Genomic DNA, 21,884 nt, shown 5'->3' with positions numbered 1-21,884 from the left:
CGTGTTGCACGCATTGTACAGTTTGCTTCTGGCTGCCGCCCTGTCGATTCCGGCGGGACAGCCGTTTTCTATAGATCATCCTACCCCATCTGCCGTCTCCGTGGAAAGGGCGGACGCGTTTGAAACCGTCTCTGCCCCCTACCCGCCAACCGTCCGGGACGCCCTGAACCAGGTGCGGAAAAGCGGCGGTCACACCGTCGTCCGCGCCGACGGCAAGACCTATGTCGTCATCGGTGTCGGGCAGCGCCCGACCGGCGGCTACCGTCTGGTGGCCGAGCGGGTGCAGCGCACCGGCGCGCACGGATTTGTCATCCACGTCCGTGAACAAAAACCGGCCGCCGGCACGATGAAGACACAGGTAATTTCCTATCCGACCCTGGTTGTCGCGCTTCCCGACGCGCAGGCCCAGGTGCAGGTAACGATCTCTTGACGCGACAGAGGGGCCGGCAACCAGCCTGCCCCTCTTTGCGACACAGGAAAGCCGGCCCATGCTTGTCCCGCCGATACGGGATGGGGGTCGGCTTTTTGTATGCAGTCCGCCTCGGATGCGCTCCGCTTTTCCGGACTGCCACTCCCGGTTTGACGCCGGCCGGGCTACGGCTTGACGTCGATCTGCAGCTTCTGCTGCACGCCGTACGATTCGTGGTTGTTGTGCGCCAGTTCCACCACGACTTCGTGCCGGCCCGGGGGAATGTCTTTCAACACGTACTGCGGTTCAAAGATCTTGGCCACCTTGTTCCCGTCCAGGTAGAGATGGACGTGCCCTTCACCGTACCGGTTGTCCTTCCCCATGTTCTCCACGGAAAAGGTGAAGCCGGTCACGTTCAGCTTCAAATGCAGGTCGTCCTGTTTGAGCGTATGGGACACGTCCAGCGTGGGGGGATGGTGATGGTCGTGAACGGCTTCGACCGGCGCCTTGGTTTCCGCATCGCGGCTTGCATAGACAAACAGTTCGATGCACGCGGCCGCCCCGATCAGCAAAAGCAGGCGGGAAATCAGTCGTTGGGCCTTCATCGGGACACTCCTTTCCACATCCAGTCACACACCAGTGTTCCCGAACCGGAGCCGCTTCATTCGTTTGCGCCTGCTGATCGGCAGCTACCGCTTGGGCGGGCGGAATCCCGCTGCCTTGGCCTCTTCTTCCGTGGCGAACCAGACCTCCGCTTTCGTCCGTTCATAGTTGGGCGATCCGGGCACGTGATAGATTTTCTCTCCTTTGGCATTGATGTTGCCCTTGATCGGCTTGCCCGGCGGCGGGGTCTCCTGCGCGCTCTCCGCCTGTTTCGCTTCATTGTTTTCCTCGGCGTTCTTGCCTTCTTTCGATGGGTTCCGGGAATCGGACAGTCCCCACAGTCCTCGGTTGTGTTCCCGCGCGTCCCGCTCTGCTTCCAGAAACAGATCGGCGTAAGCCACGTTGGGCGGGATGGTCATGATTCGCGCGTATCCGTCCCGGACCAGTTTCTCGTTGACGAACGTGCCGTCCGCCATGTACACATACGCCAGCAGCCGGCCGTATCGGTCGCGGGGTTCGACGTCAAACTTGAGCGTGACCGTCTGCCCCGTCAGCAGCTTCTTGCTGAAGTTGCTCGCTTCCTTTCCGTATGGTTCCACGGGGTGGTTGGGCTTGACCGTCTCAGGCGTGTCGACGCCGATCATCCGCACTTTTTCCCCGCTCGCAATCTCAAACGTGTCCCCGTCCACCACGCGCTTGACGACCGCTGTCATCTCGCCGTTGGGACGCGGCTGATCCTCGGCCGCACAGGCGGTCAGCAGGAGGGACAGGGCGATCAGCCAATGGATGATGTTCTTCATCGGTGTTCTCTCCTTTTCTCGCTGCGCTGTTTACCAGCGTAGCCGATCGGCCCGAAGAGGTCAACCGGGATGAAGGCGGCCGGGAGGGAAAACACAAAAACGACCCAGCAGGCAGGTCGTTTTGTCGAGGATGTTCAATCCCGGTCGCTGAACAAAAACAGCAAGATCACCACGACGATGATAATCCACAAGAAATCATCGTTCTCCCGGTCAAAAAAACCATCCAGAAAACCCATGGTGGAGTCCCCCTTTCCTTCTCGCTACAGCCTATGCAACTGACTAGACGGGTGTCAGTGGCTGGATGAGCCCAAAAGTGGCAGGGACAAGGGGCCGCTTACGCCAATCGGGCGAAAACGAGGTGAACATAGGTGGTCAACTGTTCCGCTTCCGGCTGAAATCCCAGTTCCTCCAGCGCGGCCAGCAGCCGCGAGCGGTCGGCGTAGTACTCGTACTCGATCCGTTCGATGACATCCGTCTGGCCGGACTGCCGCAGCGCCTCCAGGTGCTGCGCGCGATGGTCGGCGTCCGTGAACATGAGATCGGCAATCGCCAACCGCCCCGCCGGTTTCAGTACGCGCCGGCACTCCGCCAGCGCCAGCACTTTCTGCTCGTCGGTCAAATGGTGAAGCGCATAGCTGGTGGCGACGAAGTCAAAGCGGCTGTCCAAAAACGGAAACGCGAAAAACGTGCCGAGCTTGGCCTCCACCCCTGGATTTTTTTGCCTGCACCGCTTCAACATCTCAGGCGACTGGTCGAACGCGCAGATCTTCGCTCCCCGTTCCCTCAACCGCCGGGCCAGATTCCCCGTGCCCGTCCCGGCGTCAAGACCGGTTTCGCCCGGCTGGGGGGCGACCTTCTCGACCAGGGCGTCGAGCACTTGTTCATATCGTTCGTGCGGGTTAAACCCTTCCCGCGATTCCGTGACCATTTGGTCGTAGTCGGCCGCCAACTGGTTGAAATTCCACCGGTCCACCCAGTTGCTTCGCGCCAGGCGGAGCCGTTTGCTGGCTTCCGCCAGTTCAAACAGGGAGGCGGGATCGCTTTCTCCATCCCGCTTCACCCGCTCAATCATCGCCTCCGTGGTGTGGATCACCTTGCTCAGCTCCACCCAGCGGTCGTACACGAAGGAAAGCTGCAGCTCCAGGTAGTGCAGGAGGCCGCCCTCCCCTTCGTCCAACTGCCGCAGCAGTTGGCGGATGTCTTCGATGGACATGCCCACCTCGCGCAGGGTGATGACGGTTTGCAGGCGCCACACGTCCTCCTCCGTAAACTGCCGGTATCCGGAACCGTCCGCCTTTTTCGGCGTGACCAGTCCCTTTTCTTCGTAAAAACGGATCGCCCGCGGCGTGATTTGCAGGCGGCGGGCCATCTCCTTGATATGCATGTGCCGCTGTTCTCCCCTTTTTCCGATTCTCTCCCCATTGTAAACCTTGACGCTGCGTGAATGTACAGCCCCTGTTCCGCGACGGGTAAAGGACCGCGGAAAGGACCGCGGTGTTATTGGACCGTGCCGGGCGAGCGGGACGGCTGCTCCCGCCTATTCCCGCCTATCCATATAAAAAAGGAAAGGCTGCCGGTCGCGCGCCGACAGCCTTTCCGTTCCGTTCCCAGGACAGACGTCCTCCTGCCGCCGTTACATGGCGGCGTATCATGTGCCTTGCGACGTGCTGCGTGATCCCCCGGCAGCCGCTCAGTGGCGGGGCGCCTGTTCGGAGATTTCGTACAGCGCTTCGCTGGCTTCGTCGTGGTGCGCCTGACGGACCGCCATGTCACCCAGCGCAACAATCCCCACCAGCTTGCCGTTCTCCACCACCGGCAGGCGGCGAATCTGATGCTGGGCCATGATTTTGGCCGCTTCGTCCACCGTCATATCCGGCCGGCCCAGGATGATGTCGCGGGTCATCACCTGTTCCACGGCAGCCGATCCTTCCCGCTTCTCGGCCAACCCGCGAATGACGATGTCGCGGTCGGTGATGACGCCGATCACATCCTGCTTTTCATCCACTACGGGGATGACGCCGACGTTCCAGTCGCGCATTTTGCATGCCACTTCGTAGACGTTATCTTTAAGCGTAACAGTCGCCACGTCTTTCGTCATGATTTCGCGCAGCGTGCGGTTTTCCACTTTTGCCATCTTCTTCTCCTCCTTGTCGCTGGTAACGTTTGTAGTGTGTCCGGCCCTCTTCCGTTTCATGCACAAAATGGGACAAGCGGAGTGATTTCCATCTGGAGATGACCCTGTGAATTGTGATAAGATGGAAACATGATGCTGTCAAAAGACGGCATCAATCTCACGTTCGGCCCCCCAGGCTTTTTGCCGTGGACGGGCGCAAAAAAAGACCGCCGGGTGGGGCAACACCCTACGGTCGAAAGTACAATAGACGTTCCCCAAAAGGGGGGCGGCTCTGCATTCCTGGGTGTAGACCCCCTTGCTGTTCAGCTCAAGGGAGGTCTACTTCTTTTTACTAGACGACAGCATTAAGACTAAAGTCCCAAACGCCAACATTAGACTTAGTGCTTCGAATACTGTCATGGTATCACCCCCTTTCCGATATCGGGGATGAACCGACCACCCTTGAGGAGCCCACCTATTGTGTTACCCGATTATACCATATAATGGGAACAGGGTCATCATTCTTGAGGCACGACTTATCCATTGCGCTGTATCCAAAAACAGACTATCATAAGGGAGTGAACAACTTACCAATTGTAGGAGGAAAATCGATGGTTATCAAGGATACGGGAATCGGCGGCAAGGAAGTCATGCTCACCGATCTGGATCATTACATGAAAGATCTCGGATTTAACCGCGGCGCCTGGGATTACCGCCACGCTACATACGATTACAAAATCCTCGATAAAGGGAACGTGTATTACCTGCGCATTGAAGCCAACGTGACCGAAGGCAAACTGGAAGATCCTCATGCCGTGCTGAAGCTGGAAGAACCGTACATGGGCAAGCACCTGTTCCCGCACGGCCTGGATTACGATTCCCCGATTCCGGATTCCGTCGTGCAGACGGCCAAACGGAAGCTGCAGGTCCTGAACGAGAAGCTGTCCGCTTATTGATGCGGCTCCTACCCAATTGAAAAGAGCGCACACGACTACAGAGAGGCATCCCCTCTCTGTTTCACGTCAAGGGGGGTTTTCGTTATGAAGACACGGGGCGTCCCCGATTTCCTGCTGCTGCTTTTGACCGCCCTGCTGGTTGGATTCGGCATCACGATGGTCTTGAGCGCCAGCTCCATCTTCGCCCTGACCAGCTTCATGGGAAAAGGCTGCACGTATTGCAATGGAGACGAGCTGTACTTTGTCAAAAGGCAGGCACTGTGGCTGGTGGTGGGTACCATTGGCATGCTCATCGCCATGAACATCCCCTTTTCCTTTTACAAGCGCAACTTTCTCTTGATTGCGCTGGTCAGCCTGTTCGCCCTGCTGCTGGTATTGATCCCCGGGATCGGCTACTACAACAACGGGGCCCGTTCCTGGTTCAGAATCGGTTCCTACACGATTCAGCCGGTGGAGTTTGCCAAGCTGGGGCTGATCCTATACCTGGCGGCGATCGTCACCAAAAAGGGAGAGGGCATTCGCCGGTTGAAAACGGGCTTGATGCCGCCTCTCGTGGTGACCGGGGTGTTTTTCGTCCTGATCATGGCCCAGCCGGACCTGGGCTCGGCCGCAATCGTGCTGGGGACGGCCGTCATCATCATGATCAGCGGCGGAGCGCGGATCGGCCAACTGTTTTTGATCGGATTTCCGGTGACGTCGCTGGCCCTAATCAGCTACATCCTCGCGAAGGAACACGCCTGGGAGCGGATCACCTCCTTTTTGGACCCGTGGCAGGATCCTCGCGGCAGCGGCCTGCAAGTCATCCAGTCATGGATTGCCATCGCGCACGGCGGGTTCTCCGGTACCGGCTTTGGGAAAAGCATCCAGAAATACCTGTACCTGCCGGAAGCCCATACCGATTTTATCTTCGCGATCATCACCGAAGAGCTGGGCTTTATCGGCGCCACCCTCTTTCTCTTGGTCTACCTGCTGTTCCTCCTGCGCGGTCTTCACATCTGCCTGCGGGTCAAAGACACCTTTGCCAGCCTGGTCGGGATTGGCATCGTCAGCATGATCGGGCTGCAGGCGTTGATCAACATCGGCGGCGTCATCGGGCTGATTCCGCTGACCGGCGTCACCCTGCCGTTCATCAGCTACGGCGGCTCGTCGCTTCTGGTCAGCCTGGTGTCGACGGGCATCCTGCTCAGCGTCTCGCGGGAGGTAAGCCGGCAAAAAATTGCCGAACAACTGCAAAAGCAGCCGTACTCCGCCTAATGCTTCAGGGAAACGGCGAACCAATGGAAAAAACGACCTGTGTGCCGACAGGTCGTTTTTTACGTGAGATCGATCGCGTCGACGTGGACATGGACGGCCTCCACGAACAAACCGGTCAGCGATTCGACGATCTCCTTCACTTTTTCCTGGAGCTGGCGGCAGACGTGATGGATCGGCAGTCCGTATTTGACCGACACCCGTATCTCGATGCGGATGCTTCCGTCCGCAAGCGACACGGTAATGCCTTTTGTGCCGCCGCTGATTCGTTTCGCCAGGTCCTGGTACAGCCCGCCGGAGTGCACGGAGATGCCGGATACCTCCCCAGCCGCCGTTCCGGCGATCACCGCCACCACTTGATCCGCCACGCGGATTTCGCCGCGCCTTTCTTCCATGGCGCCCCCTCCTTCCTCTCTCCGTCACCAGGGCTGCGGCCGCGCTCGGTTTTCAGATTTTTCTTTCATTATAAACAGAGGAAGCTTGGGCTTGAAAGGGGATTTCTCGTTTTCGCTCGGTCAGTGTCGGAAGCGTGCAGTGCACGTCGAGAAGCGTCAGACGGTCGGACGCGCACGCCTCGGTCAGCGCGGACGCCAGTTCGCCCCTGCTCCGAACGGATCGTGCCGGTACGCCGCAGGCCCTGGCCCACTGGACGAAGTCGGGGTTTTGCAGGCGGGTGCCGAACGGGACGAGGCCGGCTTGCGTCATCTTCCATTCCTCCAGCCCCAGCGTTCCGTTGTTGACGACAATCAGCGGAAACGCTGTCTTCTGCTCCACGGCCGTCATCAATTCGGACAGGCACATCTGCAGGCCGCCGTCTCCCGTCACGCAGACCACCTGCCGCTCCGGCTGGTTCAGTTTGGCCGCAATCGCCGCGGGAAGACCGTATCCCATCGTCCGCCACTTGCCGGAAAAGAGCGGACGCTGACGGACGGCGCGAAAGGCGCGGTTGAACCAGATGGTGTGTTCGCCGGTGTCCAGGGTGATGACGGCATCGTCGTCCACGGCCCGGGACAGCGCATGCATGAGCGCCTCCGGCGTGACCGGCTGGTCGGGCCCGGCGGCGACGGCCTGTTCGCTCTCCTGCCAAAAGGCGGCGTGCCACCGCTCCACCCGGGCCAGCCAGTCGGGGTCGGGACGCTTGTTCTCCAGCCGGCGCATCCAGAGCGGCAGGACCTCTTCCAGATCGGCCGTCACCGAAAACAGGTCGGGATGGAAGTGGATCGCCTCCGGCAGCCGGTCTACCTGCACGACCGGCACGCCGGCCGGGATAAACGCCTGCGGGAACCAGCTCGCACCGAGAATCACCAGCAGGTCGGCTGCGGCCAGCGCGTCCAGTCCGGCTCTGCTCCCTCCTTCGCCCAGACCGCCCAGCATCAGCGGATGGGATTCCTCTACGACGCCTTTGGCCCCCAGCGAGACCAGCACGCCCGCTCCCGCCTGCTCCGCCAACCGCCGGCACGCGTCCGCGACGCCGCGCGCGCCAACCCCCAGCAGCATGAGCGGCTTTTTCGCGCGGCCCATCCACTCGGCCGCCTGCTCCACATCTCCTCTGTCCGCCCGCAGGCCGGACGCCTGCCGCGGCAGCGCGGGGATCAGCGGGCAGCCGGTCGTGCGGGAAAAGACATCCTTGCACACCGCCAGATGGGCGACGCCCTGCTGCGACGCGGCCGTGACGAACGCTCGCTGCAGCACCGCGCCGATCGCTTCGGGATGGGCGACCGTCGTCGTGTACCGGCTGATTGGGCGGATCACGTCTTCCTGGGGCACGTACTGCTTGTACTCTCCCCCCAGCCGGTACGTCTCCACCTGTCCGGTAATGGCCACGACCGGAGCCCGATCCGTCTGGGCATCCGCCAAACCGTTCAAGAGCTGAATGGTGCCCGGCCCGCTGGTGGCCGTGCAGACAGCCGGTTTCCCCGTCAGTTTTGCTTCCGCGGACGCCATCATGGCGGCGGCCGATTCGTGGCGGCAGGCCACATAGCGGATCTGCCGCTGCTTGCCCAGCGCGTCCAGCCAGGGCAGAATCGCGTCGCCGGCGACGCCGTAAATCCGGGTGACGCCCCACGCGGCCAGTTGTTCAGTGATGAATTGAGCGACTTGCATCCTGTATCCTCCCCTTTCGCGTCTGAACGTAGTATGCCGTTTTTACCATCATTTTACTATCCAAACCTGTCCCAAATTGGAGAACCTAGTAGGCAGGATCAGGCGAATCAAAAGGAGGATGAATCATGAAACAGCCTGTCAAATGGCTGGTGGCCGTGCTGGCAATCGCGCTGCTCATCACCTCGGCGGCGCTCGTCTCTCCGAAGCGCTCCGACGCGTTCAGCAATCAGATCGTCAAAGTAGGGACTCAGGGCAAGGACGTTCGCGAGATGCAGGGACGGCTGAAATTCCTGGGGTTTTACACCGGCAAAGTGGACGGGGTGTTCAGTTGGCGTACGTATTGGGCCCTGCGCAACTTCCAGTACGAATTTGGCCTGAAAGTAGACGGGGTGCTGGGGCCCAAGACAAAGCTGAAATTGTACAACGCGACGAAAAACTGGCGTCCCACCGCGGAAGAACTGGGTGTGCCGCAGACGGCCAAGACACCGTCCAAGCCGAAAGCGCCCACCTACCACGCCCACGGCATCTCGGAGAACGACATCCGGCTGATGGCCAACGCCGTCTACGGCGAGGCCCGCGGCGAACCGTACGTCGGACAGGTGGCGGTGGCGGCCGTCATCCTGAACCGCACGCGTCACCCGTCCTTTCCCAACACGCCGGCCGGCGTCATTTTTGAACCGCGCGCCTTTACGGCTGTGGCGGACGGCCAGATCTGGCTGACGCCGAACGAAACGGCGAGAAAGGCGGTTCAGGATGCGTTGAAAGGCTGGGACCCTTCCGGGGGCGCCATCTATTACTTCAACCCGGACACGGCCACGTCCGCCTGGATCTGGAGTCGGCCGCAGATCAAGAAAATCGGCAAACATATTTTCTGCCGGTAACCGGAAGCAAAACAGGCACGGTCATCATCCGTGCCTGTTTGTCTGCCCGCCGTCCATTACGGCCGCTGTCCCTGCATGTGCTCCGCCATTTTAACAAAGCGTTCCTCCTGTTCCGTCGTGCCGCACACGCCGCATTGGACCAGGAAGCGCTCCCCCTTGTACGGCTGGTGAAACACGTCCAGTTCGTCGGACGACAGTTCCGCTACGACGTCGCCGGTCTGCGGGTCGAGCCGAAAGTAGCGGGGCGTTTGTTCAATGACTGTGAACCTCATCCGGTTCGACTTGCATGTGGGACACAGATACGGTTTTGCCATGCTGATACCTCCTCAGACGATGATTCACCCGTTAGTTTCCGCCAATGAGGCCAGGCTATACCCGTCCCGTCTGGTTCGATTTTCTCGTGACTGGAGCATCCGATTCGGGTAAACTAGAGTACGCGGCATCATGGTGGTACATAATGTAAAATCGGTTTTGAGGTGAACGTATGAATCTGCGACTGTTCTTTTCTCTCGTCGGGGGCAGCTTCCTGTTGGCAGCGTACGCCCACTACTTTACGGACAACGAGATTTTTCGCTTTGCGACCGCCTCGTTGGCCATCATTTTTCTCGCCGCCTGGCTGGGGAAATCGACGGAGAGCGTCGCCCATTACGCCGGCGACCGCATCGGCGGTTTTCTCAACGCCACGTTCGGCAACGCAGCCGAGCTGATCATCGCCTTTTTCCTGGTCAAGGAAGGACTGTTTGACATGGTCAAGGCCTCCATCACCGGCGCCATTATCGGGAACATGCTGCTGGTGCTGGGACTGAGCGTGCTGTTGGGCGGATTGAAATTCAAGGAACAGACGTTCAACAGCAAGCTGGCCGGCCACAACGGCTCGCTGATGATGCTGGCGATCGTCGCCCTGTTCATTCCCGCCGTGTTCATGCAGCAGCTCCCGCCTGCAGAGATCGGCACGCTCAGCATTGTGATCTCCGTGGTCCTGATCCTTGCCTATGTGCTGTGGCTGATCTTCTCCATGGTGACCCACCGGGAATTCCTGTCCGACATCGAGCCGCACGAGAGCGAAGCGGTGTGGTCCAAAGGCGTCTCCATCCTGATGCTCGCCCTGTCCACGGTCTTCGTCGCCATCGTCTCCGAATGGCTGGTCCACAGCGTCGAACAGGTCTCCCATTCGCTGGGGTGGTCGGAGTTGTTTGTCGGTGCGTTCGTCATCGCCATCATAGGAAACGCCGCCGAGCACAGCGCTGCCCTGCTTCTGGCCATGAAGGGGCGGATCGGCGCGGCAGTGGAGATCGCCATCGGCTCCAGCCTGCAGATCGCCCTCTTTGTGGCGCCGACGCTGGTGCTTATCAGCCTGCTGTTGGGGCAGCCCATGGACATCGTGTTTACGCCGTTTGAGCTGGCCGCGATCGGCGTCGCCACCTTTATCACCATTTCGATCACCAAAGACGGCGCCACCAACTGGTACGAAGGCGTTCTCCTCCTGACCGTCTACGTGATCCTCGGCACCGCCTTCTTCTTCGTCTGAGAAAAAGACTGCCCGATTCGGCAGTCTCAGATTGCAGACAAACTAGAGGGCATGTACAAGAAAAAGCTCGGTTTTTTGCCGAGCTTTTTTTATTCATGGTGATCGACTTCCCTGTAAGCGGATAATCGTTCCTCCAATGTACCGGTGTGCAATTCAAACAGGTTGTTATCGTAATCATAGAAATAGATGGAGGATCCTTCTCCCTTGATCCTTGGGCGAGGAGGTTTCATTTCCAGGTGTAACGCTTTGATTTTATCGACATAGTAGTCAATGTCTTCTTCTTTGATTTTGAACGCCACATGATGATAGGTTCGGTTTACGATTTCTTTATTTTCCATGACAGCGATCCACTGTCCACCGATAATGAAAAATCGTTCTCGTGATAACGAGTGTGTCTTGTCTCCGCTGTAATAGACTTCTTGAGCATCAAACAATTCTTTATACAATGCTGTTGTTTTCTCTAAATCTTTTACCACAAATGTAATATGGCTTACATTTTCAATCATGTTCATCATCCTTTTTTAACACGAAAATTGACGAAGTTTTTTCTTTCTTCACAAATCATTTTTTATTTGACACGCTCTATCCCTCGCTGCCGCAGCTCAGAGGGGGTTTGTCGTATATGCATCAAAATGCTTGCTTTTAATTCTGTAAACGCGACCCTTTCGACTGCATAGAGGATTTCCGATTCTTCCTCTCTTTCTACCACTGCTGAAACCATATACCCTTCCATGGGTGCAAATGTATAATAGGAAAACGACTGTTCGTCGACTCTGCCCCGGGCAAGCGGCACTGAAAAAGACAGAGGCGGCAGCGAGAAGCCTTTCCCAAGCGCCTTCATCACTGCTTCCTTTCTCGTCCAAAGCTGATAAAATGCTTCTCGCTTCATGGAAGGTGTACCTTGCTGCTCTACATAGGCTATTTCCTTTGGCACGAAAACACTCCGCATTACTTCAAAACAGCAATCCTTCTTGACCGCTTCAACGTCGATTCCCGTCTTCTCGATCTCGGAAATGGCGCATACCAACATCCGATCGGAATGGGATAAATTAAAAAACAACGGTCGCTTTATACTACCCGCCACATTGCGGCTGTCTAAGAACAGTTTTCCGTACTCATTCTTGATAAACCTGACTTCTTGCGGGAGGACTCCCAGTTTTTGTCCGATCATCCGCTTGAGCAACATCCGTCCCAGCAAAAACTCCACTTTTTTGAAATCGACACGATATCTCTCATACACCGCTTTTTCTTCTTGATCCAGTACCTCCAAACAGCTATTCAGCTCCGCAGGCTGTACCTCTTCATCGACATGAAGCCAATAGATTTCAACCTTCTTTCCCATTGATTCCCTACTTCCTTCACGATAGTTTGCATGTAGAATCGTTCTCCATCTGAAACGGCTTTGCCTGCTTGACCGGGCAGCTATTACCATTCATGAAAAAAAGGGGGAGGTCCCCCTTCTTTCTGCCATCATTTCGACAACTGCATGCCCTTTTGCTTTTCAATAAACGCCACAATGCTGTTTATCGTTTTAAACGTGTCTGTATTGACAGCACCGATGTCCAGATCAAACTCCTTTTTGATCAGATTGATGAACATCAAAACGTCCATGGAATCAAGGCCATACGGCGAGTCGGGACCAAACAATACCTGATCATCGTTCACATCTTCCCAAGAAACGTTCAATTTATACGCTTCCAGAAACTTCTCTCTTACCTTTTGTTTGATCATAAGTCATTCTCCTTTACTGGTTTTTTGTATATTTTACACATAGTGAACCCCATAAAAATCCGGCGCCAATGGCGGATATCACCAGATAATCCCCCGGTTTAATCGCTTTTTCTTCCAAAGATTTATGCAGAGCGGAAAAAAGGGAAGCAGCCCCTGTATTTCCATACTCCTGAATGGTTACGGTCGTTTTCTCCATCGGCACGTCCAATGCCCGCATCGTTTTCTTAATGATATTCAGATTGGCTTGATGCAGGATAAAGTGATCGATATCCGATACTTGCAATCCAGCCTTTTGCACGGCATTTTGAATAGAGATGGGCAAGTTTCGGGTGGCCGTCTTCCAGACCTCTCTTCCGTTCATCCTGATAAAATGGCTGGTAAACAAGTCTGCTCCCTCTGGCATCCGTGCAGTACCTCCGCCGTGCAAGGTGACTGCCATGTTTAAAGAAGAGTCCAGATCCCATGCCAGCAATCCGCTGCCTTCGCCTGTTTTTTGAAGGAGGATCGCTCCGGCAGCATCCCCAAAAAACGTCTTGGTAATCCGGTCTGCCGGATCGATGTATCGCGACAGGACTTCTGCCCCGATAACCAGCACATTGTTGATGAACTGATTCTGCAAAAGATGAGACGCAAAGAGGATGGAGTAAATGCCTCCTGCACAAGCTGCCTGCGTTAAATCGAAGGGAATCGCGTTTTTCGCACCTAATTTCTCTTTGACGATCAGAGCGGTAGAAGGAACCTGTTGATCCGGGGTCGTGGTACACAGGACAATCGCATCGAGATCCTCCATCGCAATGCCTGCATCACATATGGCATCCAAGCTGGCGTGTACGCACATATCAGATGTGGCCATATCGTTTTGCAAATACCTGCGCTCGCGAATCCCGGTTTTTTCCTGAATCCATTCGTCAGTCGTGTCCAAGGTTCGGGTGAGCATCTCGTTTGTCACAATGTCTTCTGGTACGTAAAAGCCTGATCCTTGAATGCTAAACGAAGTGGACAGCCCACTTTGGTTGACAGTGGATGGCTTCGTTAACGTTCCTGTTTTCATTTACACCAGCTCCTTTGCGGGAAAATCCCCATGTAGTCTTTTTATGGGATCCGGTACGTCATCAATCGACACAACCGCTTCTATCACGACGATTTGCTTTTTCTCATACTCTTTCAGAGCTTGCTCAACAACATGTGTGATCTCTTCACGTTTTTGCAGCCGTATTACCGTCAAATTCGGATGAAGACTGTCCATCGTCTGCACGGTCTGGTTTAAAAATCGGGGTTTCCCCTGTCTTCCCGTATTGATATGTTGGAATTCAAGCCAGCCGTACCCGCCGTTTTTCAATACCACATAGATGAGCGGAATCCGATAGGTTAAAGCTGTTGGCAGATCGCTGCGGAACAGATTAAATGCGCCATCTCCAACGAATGCAACGACAGGCTGCCGCGGCTTGGCTTTGGCTACCCCGATGGCGGCACATGCCCCAAAGCCCAGGCTTGTCTGTTCGCTAGGGACAAAGGCATTCTGCTCTTTGCCAAGCCCGAGGTACGGAAAGAAATACGACCACATGTCCTGCAAGCCGTTTTCATGCACGTAGATGCTGTTCGGAGGAAGGCGTGCTTGCAGTTCATCGAGAATATCCGCGACTCTCAACCGGGAGGAATCGCGCTGCCTTTCCGCTTTTTCCGAAAACATCTCTCGCCTGCAGCGCTCTATCCCCATTTGCCATTCACGGTTCGCAGACTGCTTCCGAACATGTGCGAGGAGCTCATTTGCGACCGCTTCCACATCGCCAACCATGTATATGCTGCTATAGTCCAGATGAAAATGCTCTTCGTTTAGATTCACTTGAATGATGTCCATCGCTTGGAGCTGCTCTTCCCATCCAAACAGAGCTGTTTCCTCCAGCTTGCTGCCCATGGCAATCACAAGGTCCGCCTCGTGTAACAGCGTTTTGACACGCCGGTGCAGATACAGTCCCGCCAGCCCGCAAAACAGTGGATGCTCTTCATCAAAACTGCCTCTGCCTGAAGCCGTGACAAGAACAAGAGCTCCCATTCGTTCGGCGAGTGCTTCCAGGACGCCGCGTGTTTTGATCCGTTTGCATCCTCCGCCCAGCAAAAACACCGGCTTTTTGGCAAGCATGATCTTTTCACATGCAAGCCTAATACCAGACGGTTCTGGCAACGGTCTGGAGACAGAGAGAGGAAAAAAATTCAGCTTTGCCTCATCAAGCAGCTCGCTGCCAATATCTTCGGGAATTTCGACGTAAACCGGACCAGGTGTTCCTTGTGCAGCCATAAATACCGCTTTTCGCAAAACCCATCCAATCGCCTCTTTGTTCTCCAAGCGATGACTCCATTTCACCAGCGGGGAAACGAACGCCATTTGGTCCGCTTCTTGAAAAGCTTTTTGATTTCCATATGAGCGCGTTGAAGTGCCTGATGAGATGATCAACAGCGGGCAGCTTTGGGAGTTTGCCTCCAACAAGCCTGTGATCACGTTGGAAACGGCAGGGCCTTTTCCCACGATGCAAACGCCCGTTTTTTGCGAGGCTAATGCGTAGCCTGTCGCCATAAACACGGCATTCCGCTGATCCTTGGCAACCAAAAATTCAATTCCGCAATCCTCGATGGCATTCATAATATGAAGCTCGTCATTGGGAAGCCCAAACACCAACTCCACTCCATACGCTCGCAGTCCCTGCGCGATTGCTTCGTATACACTGATTTGGTTCATTGGTCACCTCGTTGCCAATACTCATGTAAGATTTGCGAAATCAAAATGGGTTTGATGATCAATTCCCCGCGATAGGACACATAGTTGGCCATGGGACCATAGCCGCCGAAGGGAGAGTTGCCATTTTCAATATCAAACAGTGTTTCATTGACGGAAACGGTATGTTTTTTTCGGAGAATCTCAATGATCGGACTGTCTGACCTGCCGTAGAAGGTCGCTCCCAGTGCTCTTTCCACAAAATACTCCTGAGTTACGATCCGTTTTAAATCTTCTTCTTTGCTGTAGATGACTACATTAAACACAGGCGAAAAAAACTCGACAATTTTTACCTTATCTGCAAGGGTGCTCAAGAGAACTGTCGGCTGAATGACTTTATCCCGGTAATCAATCCTCCCGCCGTACACAATCTTCTCGCTGTATTGGGTGAGATGCTGGCCTACCATTTCCAGCGTTCCGGTATAGTGTATGGGACCGTATGCGGAATCCTTGTCTGCATTGCTGCCGTATTTAAGCGCATCCAGCTTTGCTGTCAACAAAGACAGAAACGAATCCTTCATGGTTTCTGAAACATAAACGACATCCGGTCCCATGCAGTCTTGTCCCGTGTTGTATAAACGGGCCTGGATGAGATCGTGAACCGCTTTTTCCAAATCAGCCGTTTCGGATATGATAAACGGATTGATTCCCTGTCCAAAAAAGATAAACAATTGTGTTTTTGCCAATTGGAACTTGATGCTTTCCGCATTTTGATACGTACCGGTAAAAACGACAACATCTGCACGCAAGACGGACGCTTTCATGAATTCTTTATGGGAGAGTTCCAATAAGCTCAGCGGCAGCTGGTGTATGCTTTGCAGCAAATGGTGAAGTTTCCTTACTTGAGGAAGCACCGAAGTAGAACTGCGAAATTCAATATGATTGATATACAGCGAGGGAATCAGCAGATACAAGACGTACGAATACAGAATGACATTTGAAGGCATAAACACGGACATTCGATTGACGAGGGGAGGCCGATTGTTGTGCACCTCGTTGAAGGCATTTTTCAAAGCCCGCAATGATGCTTGAATCTCCAGTTCCGCCGTCTGGTATGTCGAGATTTCCGTCAAGATCTCTCTGAGCATTTCCGGATTTGTCTCGATGAAGTGAATGCAGCGGGTTATCGCTTCTCTGCGCTGGCTTAACGGGATAGACAGCTCCAGGTCTACTGTTGTACCATGCACTTCCCTTCCTCCTCTCTCGCGTTCTTCCAGTGAACCGCCTGATTTTGCAATGCCACAAAATCAACCTTTCCATTAGGACGATAAGGAAAAGTGGGCAAAAACAATATTTTGTCCGGCTTTAAAATAGACCCAAGCGCCTCATTGATCGCTTGCTCGATCGGCTGCGTAAATGTTTGCCTGGTTTCAACGAAAAGGATCATATATGCGCCCTTTTTCTCATCCTGAAGAGATACGACTCTCACCCGGAGCTTCAATTCATTCTCCAGCCTGTTCTCGATATGCGCCGGGTAGATGACATAGCCTTTGCGGACAATTTCGTTTCCCTTTCTCCCCAGAACATGCAGATTTCCGTGTTCATCCAGATACCCCAAGTCATTGGTTTTGAACCACCCATCGGCCAGCACTTCTTCAGTCTTTTCAGTCAAATGAAGGTACCCTTTCATGACACCCGGACTGCTGACATAGATTTCGCCTGTTTCTCCGGCTGGAAGCTCATTACCCTGATTGTCCACCACTTTGAGCTTCACACTGGGAAGCGGTTTTCCGCAGCCTTCCCGAAAATCCCCCGTGTTTAGAGCGACATTGCCGACTTCGGACAAGCCATACCCGTCCAACAACGGCTGTTTTATCAAGTCGTAAAAGCTTTCGGCCAATTCCTTGGATAACGGTGCTCCGCCCACACACCACATGCGGACCGCGGAGTCCCTTACTTTTACGCACACCTTTTCCCGCTTTTTGCACATTTGGGTCAACATATAATAGGTAGAAGGAATGCCGTCTACAACGGTGGCCCCTTTTTCCGTAACTGCTTTCAGAATGGTGCGGATGTTCTTGTAATTGCATAAAACCATGTCGCACCCCGTAAGCCACCAGATGAAAACGATCGACAATCCGTAAAAATGTGTAAACGGGATGAGGGGCAACAGCACATCCTCGCTTTTGTATTGCATGATTTCCATGCTTTCCTCCAGGTTGGAGAGAAAAGAATGGCCGGACTTCACAATCCCCTTAGGCTTACCGGTCGAACCCGACGTATAAAGAATGAGGGCATCTTCTCTAGATGACCACGCTGAAAATGACAGTTCCCTGGCTGAATTCCTCCCCCCGTCTCTCACGATTTCCGAAACCAGTAACGTCCTGATCGGATCGGACAGCAGCAAAGGACGGTCAGAAATGCATAATCGACTCTCAGAATCCAGGGCAATTTCATTGATTTCCCGCGCATCCGCCATACAATCAACCAAAGCAATGGAACAGCCTATTTCAACCAGGGCGAAAAAGGCGATCAAAAATTCATAGGAGTTCTCGACTGTGACGATAACCCTGTCCTCTTCAGTGATTTGACTGCCCTTCAATTGGGCGACACAGCTTTGAATATCCCCCAGAAACCTTTCCTTCGAGTAGCTTGTTTCATCCGACTTTACTACGTGAGCCATGGAATACACCTCATGAAATACCCACCTGATGCATGACTGTGTCAGGCGATATTCCAACAGTTTTAAATTCGTATTTCAACAGTTGCGTAAATAAATTCCGCGGACCAACCACATATGCGGTTTCGATCTGCTTTTGCTTCATGGATTTGCTTACAAGATCCCATCTGACGGGATGGTCGTAGCCATCCAGAAGCATTTGTTTCAGCTCCTCGGGATCTTTGTAAATGTGACCGTCAACATCGGAAATAATCGGGGATTGAAGTGGCTTAAAGACAACCTGGCTATAGTATTTGTCCCGAAGCTGATGCTTTAAGTCCGTCAGCAAACGGCTGTGAATAGGCTGTTTCATCGTATGTAACGAAAAGCATTTGCTTCTTTGATTGATGACTTCCTTTAAGGATTGAACAACGCTTTTCTCGGCACATAGGCAAACGACTTTTTCCAGATGCCCCACCAACTCCAGCTCCATTCCCTTGCTGTTGAAGCTTTTGATTAATTCCTCCGTCTCCTCAAGGGACAAATTGAAAATAAAATGAGTGTGGTATTCTCCATCCATTCGCTGGAAGTAGCCTCTTGCGTGTTTCGCACTTTCGTGCGTCAGCCACATGGACTCCGCAAAGGTTAAGCCGGCTGACTGAACAGCAACGGACATTCCGCCAAAGCTTGCTCCGATCGAATAGTGTGGCTGCAAACCGTACCGGTCGTAAAAATAATCGAGCAATGCAATTGAGTTCGCCAAAAAGGCGGATTCAAACACTTCGTGCTGTTCTTCTTTCGCCTCTCGAAACGCCTCGGCCAAGGAGTACCCAATGATGTCGCTTGCTTCTTGAAAACGCTTTTTCGCATAGGGATTTGTTTCGATAAAATCCTTTACTTCTTCATAGCTTGAAGGAGCTAAACCAGGCAATACCAATCCAATCATGTACGGGCCTCCTTACTTCTGCTTCGCTGCCAGAACTGCTTCTATATCATGACTGTCCAGCAGCTTCTGCACGGCAAAAGGTATATCCGTGAATCCCAAAGACTTGTGAATAAAGTTTCCGGGACCGAGCATGATTACTTTTTCCACACCTTTCCTCCACAATTGCTGCAGGCATTTATACCAGCATACGCTGTTGGTATATTGCTCGATCAGTTCGGTTTTCAAGCCAGCCGCGTCGGTAATTTCCTCAGCGTTCACGTTGCTGAGCAAGGGCACGTTGGGAGAACGGAAGGTGAAAGATGGAAGCACCTCTTGTTCCAAACGCCTCCTGACGTTGTGAAGCAGCGAGCAATGTCCAGGAGGGCCATAGGGGATCGTGACACCCAGACCGCCGTAAGCACTTACCATTTTGGTAAGCAGCTCCAGACTCTCCCGATCACCGTTCACGATCATTTGCGTGGCGTTTACCGTCACACAGGGCTCGACAACTCTGCCCTCCGCTGCAAGCTCCTGGATGAAACGCTCAAGAACAGCGATATCAATGTTGTAGAAGAAGTAGACGCCGTATCGCTTGTCAGGAAACTCCTCTTCCTCCATTTCACACAACTTTTTCAGCAAGCGAAGCGTTTCCGGGAAGGATAATCCCCCTGCGCAATGAATAGCCGTTACTTGTCCCAGGCTTGGACCGAGGAAAAACGCCGGCTGCCCGATCTCCTCCCTCAGCAATTCAAACAGTGCCGTGCTGATTGTGACGATACTGGGCCTGGCAATTACACCGGTATTCGTCATGGCTTCACTTTCAAAAAAGAATTTGCCAGCAAGATCCACGCCCAAAATTTCGCTGGCCTCTGCAAACTTGGCCTGCACACTGGGAAAGCTCTCGTAAAGGTCCAAAAAGCTCCCCTGCTTCAATGTCACCAAAGGCGGAAAGATCAGTGCCGTTTTCATTGATTCTCACGCTCCTTTTCTACATATAACCTCCATCGACGACAAGCGTTTGCCCCGTTATATAGCTGGCCTTGTCCGATGCAAGAAAGGAAACCGCCTCTGCTATTTCCCTGGTTGTTCCCAACCTTCCCATGGCGATTCGCTTCTTGAATTCGTTCATCTGTTCCTCAGGAATGCGCTCAACCATGCCAGTATCTTCCGTATAACCGGGAGCAACCGCATTCACTCTCACGTTGTACGGGGCGTATTCTTTCCCCAATGAACGAGTCAGCCCGACAACCCCTGCTTTACTCGCACTATACGCGCTTAAACGATCCACCCCTATCAAGCCGGCTACCGAAGCGATATTGACGATTGCCCCCTTTTGTTCCAGCAGCATGTGAAAAGAAACGGCGTGGATGCAGTTGATGGTACCCATGACATTGATCTGGACGATTTCCTCCCATTTTTCGAGAGGATTGCTCGGAATCAGCGCTCCTCCGTAGCTGACTCCCGCGTTGTTTACGAGAACGTCTATTTTTCCGAATTGTCCAATGATCTCTGATACGGCATCCTGCACCTGCTGCCTGTCGATCACGTCGAGTTTCACGAATGAAACCGCCTCGTTGCCAGTTTTCGCTTTAATCTCCTCAACCGCATGTGTGACTTCTTCCAACGAGCTTCTGTATCCCAGAATGACCCGGTCTCCGGAACCGGCGAAATGACTTGCGATCGCTTTGCCAAGACTCTTGGAAGCGCCTGTTACCAGTACTACCTTTTGCTTATCTTCCAATTTTCTCACCTTGTTTCAACAGTTTTGGAAAACACTCTTCTTTCCAATAACCTTGGAGATACTCGTACAATTCCTCCCGAATCTTCTGCTTCTCGCTTTTCGGGATCATATCTTCCGGTTCGCTGTAGCCGTAGTATTCATCCCGCAAAATGGAAGAAATGACTGCGTCATGATACTCGCCATCCAGGAAGAAATGATCGCGAAGGATTCCTTCAATCGTCACTTTATTCTTGATAAGAAAGCGAACCGACCGCATATTGTGCAAACCGTTAATAAATTGAATTTTATGGGCATTTTTAAAATGGAACAGGTAGTCCATGAGCAATAGAGAAGCTTCGGCGCCATAGCCCATATCCCACAGTTCGGGATCTCCAATCACGCCGCCAAGCATGTAGCTGCCTTCGTATTTCAATGTTTCCCACGATACAAATCCGATTTTTTTCCCGTCATGAGTTACCACTGTGGCATAGCGGGTGCTTCCGTTTACAATATCTTTTCTGATTTCATCCTCGGTCGCAAAGTCTTGTCTCCCTCTTGCCAAAGCACTTACTTTGGATGGACATACCCATTGGGAGAAGAGCTTGTAATCTTCTTCTTCGAGCGCCTGCAATCTGACAAAATTACCTCTCATTGTTTCCCTCCGCATAAGAGATGTATCTTCATCATAAGCAAGCTGCGACAGCGATGCCCCCGTATTTCCCGCAAAGTATATACAGCTCTACCATTTTTCCTGATAGAGCTGTTCATCGTCGGTCTGCCACTTGCAAGACCTGTCAAAGTATTCGCTTGTTCAGCATCTGCCTGAACATATTTACTTTTGTCATCTTCACAGCCAGTCCAACCCTGCTTTTTACCCCCAATTTTTGCATGCACGCGGCGATATGGTACTCCACTGTTCGCTTGCTGAGGTAGAGGGTATCCGCTATTTGTTGATTGGTTCTGTCATTCGCCAGTTCCTCAGCCACGCGAAGCTCCATTTCTGTCAATGTTTCCGGCAAATGGAACTCCATGTCGAAATCGTCTGCGGTCTTCTCTGCCCTCCAGCCAGAAAAAAGCGTATCCATGAACTCGCTGGAGAAGTAGCAGCTTCCTCTTTCCACAACATTGATGGCGATTTTGAGTTCGGTGGGGCATTCCTTCATAAGGATGGCCTGGGCACCTTGGACAAATTTTGCGTAATGCTTATATTTAGTGCTCAGCAGGATGATCGTTCGAGGATGCTTGTTTTGTATGTGGAGCGAGAGAGTATCCTTCGTGAGACTTAATATGACAAGATCGAACTTTTTCATAAAAACGGGATCCGAGAGTAAATCCTGGTTGTTCAAAAAATGACAGGCGTACCTTTTTACAGACAGCAAATTCGAATAAAATGATTGCTTCCCTTCTCTCTCGTCAACGATTAAGATGTTGCGTACACCCATTCTATGTTCACCTCTACTTGCATGTACGCATGAACGGGACGGAAGAAAAATCC

Annotated in this window: 25 protein-coding genes; 5 read left to right on the top strand and 20 right to left on the bottom strand. The window is 53.4% G+C overall.

From position 1 onward, the window contains the following. The first annotated feature begins 1 nt into the window (after position 1). Positions 2–430: a protease complex subunit PrcB family protein gene (locus tag M516_RS0112510; protein WP_029099420.1), complete on the top strand. Its 429-nt coding sequence runs from the start codon at positions 2–4 to the stop codon at positions 428–430. Positions 431–594: 164 nt separating this feature from the next. On the opposite strand, the gene M516_RS0112505 is transcribed toward M516_RS0112510, so the two are convergent. From M516_RS0112505 to M516_RS26320, 5 genes are all read right to left on the bottom strand, one after another. Continuing rightward, on the bottom strand, positions 595–1,014 hold the full coding sequence (locus tag M516_RS0112505; protein WP_029099419.1) for a hypothetical protein: 420 nt from the start codon (positions 1,012–1,014) through the stop codon (positions 595–597). Positions 1,015–1,098: 84 nt separating this feature from the next. Beyond that, positions 1,099–1,812, bottom strand: a complete 714-nt coding sequence (locus M516_RS0112500) for a thermonuclease family protein (protein ID WP_029099418.1) — start codon at positions 1,810–1,812, stop codon at positions 1,099–1,101. A 334-nt stretch (positions 1,813–2,146) separates the two neighbouring features. Then, a complete protein-coding gene (locus M516_RS0112490; RefSeq protein WP_029099417.1) occupies positions 2,147–3,196 on the bottom strand; it encodes a methyltransferase domain-containing protein in 1,050 nt (349 codons plus the stop codon). A 306-nt stretch (positions 3,197–3,502) separates the two neighbouring features. Continuing rightward, positions 3,503–3,946, bottom strand: a complete 444-nt coding sequence (locus M516_RS0112485) for a CBS domain-containing protein (RefSeq protein WP_029099416.1) — start codon at positions 3,944–3,946, stop codon at positions 3,503–3,505. Between the two features lie 318 nt (positions 3,947–4,264). Continuing rightward, entirely contained in the window at positions 4,265–4,345 is an 81-nt protein-coding gene (locus tag M516_RS26320) for a putative holin-like toxin (protein ID WP_171565708.1), read from the bottom strand. A gap of 191 nt (positions 4,346–4,536) precedes the next feature. On the opposite strand from M516_RS26320, the gene M516_RS0112480 reads away from it, so the two are divergent. Together M516_RS0112480 and ftsW are read left to right on the top strand one after the other, a co-directional pair. Continuing rightward, the gene (locus M516_RS0112480) at positions 4,537–4,881 is read left to right on the top strand and encodes a YugN family protein (protein ID WP_029099415.1); all 345 of its coding nucleotides are present in this window, start codon (positions 4,537–4,539) and stop codon (positions 4,879–4,881) included. Positions 4,882–4,965: 84 nt separating this feature from the next. Continuing rightward, positions 4,966–6,135 carry a putative lipid II flippase FtsW gene (ftsW, locus tag M516_RS0112475; protein WP_029099414.1) on the top strand — a complete coding sequence of 390 codons (1,170 nt, stop codon included), beginning with the start codon at positions 4,966–4,968 and terminating at the stop codon, positions 6,133–6,135. Between the two features lie 59 nt (positions 6,136–6,194). Here the strand turns inward: ftsW and M516_RS0112470 are convergent, their stop codons facing one another. Next, on the bottom strand, positions 6,195–6,527 hold the full coding sequence (locus M516_RS0112470) for an Asp23/Gls24 family envelope stress response protein (protein ID WP_029099413.1): 333 nt from the start codon (positions 6,525–6,527) through the stop codon (positions 6,195–6,197). Between the two features lie 52 nt (positions 6,528–6,579). Then, positions 6,580–8,235, bottom strand: coding sequence for a thiamine pyrophosphate-binding protein (locus tag M516_RS0112465; protein ID WP_029099412.1), 1,656 nt, complete (start codon positions 8,233–8,235; stop codon positions 6,580–6,582). A gap of 125 nt (positions 8,236–8,360) precedes the next feature. Here M516_RS0112465 and sleB point away from each other — a divergent pair, with 125 nt between their 5' ends. Next, complete coding sequence (gene sleB / locus M516_RS0112460; RefSeq protein WP_029099411.1) at positions 8,361–9,116, top strand: spore cortex-lytic enzyme; 756 nt, start codon at positions 8,361–8,363, stop codon at positions 9,114–9,116. Between the two features lie 56 nt (positions 9,117–9,172). Here the strand turns inward: sleB and M516_RS0112455 are convergent, their stop codons facing one another. Next, positions 9,173–9,430, bottom strand: a complete 258-nt coding sequence (locus M516_RS0112455) for a hypothetical protein (protein WP_029099410.1) — start codon at positions 9,428–9,430, stop codon at positions 9,173–9,175. 170 nt (positions 9,431–9,600) lie between these two features. Between M516_RS0112455 and cax the strand changes: the two genes are divergently transcribed. Continuing rightward, positions 9,601–10,644, top strand: a complete 1,044-nt coding sequence (cax, locus tag M516_RS0112450; RefSeq protein ID WP_029099409.1) for a calcium/proton exchanger — start codon at positions 9,601–9,603, stop codon at positions 10,642–10,644. A gap of 89 nt (positions 10,645–10,733) precedes the next feature. On the opposite strand, the gene fosX is transcribed toward cax, so the two are convergent. The 12 genes from fosX to M516_RS24350 form a co-directional block, all read right to left on the bottom strand. Next, positions 10,734–11,150 carry a FosX/FosE/FosI family fosfomycin resistance hydrolase gene (fosX, locus tag M516_RS0112445; protein ID WP_029099408.1) on the bottom strand — a complete coding sequence of 139 codons (417 nt, stop codon included), beginning with the start codon at positions 11,148–11,150 and terminating at the stop codon, positions 10,734–10,736. A gap of 62 nt (positions 11,151–11,212) precedes the next feature. Then, positions 11,213–11,986: a 4'-phosphopantetheinyl transferase family protein gene (locus tag M516_RS24355; protein WP_029099407.1), complete on the bottom strand. Its 774-nt coding sequence runs from the start codon at positions 11,984–11,986 to the stop codon at positions 11,213–11,215. Positions 11,987–12,114: 128 nt separating this feature from the next. Beyond that, positions 12,115–12,375, bottom strand: a complete 261-nt coding sequence (locus M516_RS0112435) for an acyl carrier protein (protein WP_029099406.1) — start codon at positions 12,373–12,375, stop codon at positions 12,115–12,117. A 13-nt stretch (positions 12,376–12,388) separates the two neighbouring features. Then, positions 12,389–13,426 (bottom strand): 3-oxoacyl-ACP synthase III family protein, encoded by a 1,038-nt coding sequence (locus M516_RS0112430; RefSeq protein WP_029099405.1) that lies wholly within the window; start codon positions 13,424–13,426, stop codon positions 12,389–12,391. Next, on the bottom strand, positions 13,427–15,109 hold the full coding sequence (locus M516_RS0112425) for a thiamine pyrophosphate-binding protein (protein WP_029099404.1): 1,683 nt from the start codon (positions 15,107–15,109) through the stop codon (positions 13,427–13,429). Beyond that, positions 15,106–16,332 carry an aldehyde dehydrogenase family protein gene (locus M516_RS0112420; protein WP_051188211.1) on the bottom strand — a complete coding sequence of 409 codons (1,227 nt, stop codon included), beginning with the start codon at positions 16,330–16,332 and terminating at the stop codon, positions 15,106–15,108. Before M516_RS0112420 ends, M516_RS0112425 begins: the two co-directional genes overlap by 4 nt. Next, positions 16,314–17,768: a class I adenylate-forming enzyme family protein gene (locus tag M516_RS0112415; RefSeq protein WP_029099402.1), complete on the bottom strand. Its 1,455-nt coding sequence runs from the start codon at positions 17,766–17,768 to the stop codon at positions 16,314–16,316. Before M516_RS0112415 ends, M516_RS0112420 begins: the two co-directional genes overlap by 19 nt. A 10-nt stretch (positions 17,769–17,778) precedes the next feature. Further along, complete coding sequence (locus M516_RS0112410; protein WP_029099401.1) at positions 17,779–18,690, bottom strand: hypothetical protein; 912 nt, start codon at positions 18,688–18,690, stop codon at positions 17,779–17,781. 12 nt (positions 18,691–18,702) lie between these two features. Then, on the bottom strand, positions 18,703–19,638 hold the full coding sequence (locus tag M516_RS0112405; protein ID WP_029099400.1) for an ACP S-malonyltransferase: 936 nt from the start codon (positions 19,636–19,638) through the stop codon (positions 18,703–18,705). A 19-nt stretch (positions 19,639–19,657) separates the two neighbouring features. Further along, positions 19,658–20,419 (bottom strand): SDR family NAD(P)-dependent oxidoreductase, encoded by a 762-nt coding sequence (locus M516_RS0112400; protein ID WP_238550973.1) that lies wholly within the window; start codon positions 20,417–20,419, stop codon positions 19,658–19,660. Beyond that, a complete protein-coding gene (locus tag M516_RS0112395; RefSeq protein ID WP_029099398.1) occupies positions 20,400–21,041 on the bottom strand; it encodes a GNAT family N-acetyltransferase in 642 nt (213 codons plus the stop codon). Before M516_RS0112395 ends, M516_RS0112400 begins: the two co-directional genes overlap by 20 nt. Positions 21,042–21,183: 142 nt before the next feature. Next, complete coding sequence (locus M516_RS24350; protein WP_029099397.1) at positions 21,184–21,831, bottom strand: response regulator transcription factor; 648 nt, start codon at positions 21,829–21,831, stop codon at positions 21,184–21,186. Between the last annotated feature and the right edge of the window lie 53 nt (positions 21,832–21,884).

The organism is Brevibacillus thermoruber 423 (assembly GCF_000454065.1).
Classification (GTDB): Bacteria; Bacillota; Bacilli; order Brevibacillales; family Brevibacillaceae; genus Brevibacillus; species Brevibacillus thermoruber.
This window is presented reverse-complemented; position numbering and strand designations above follow the sequence as displayed.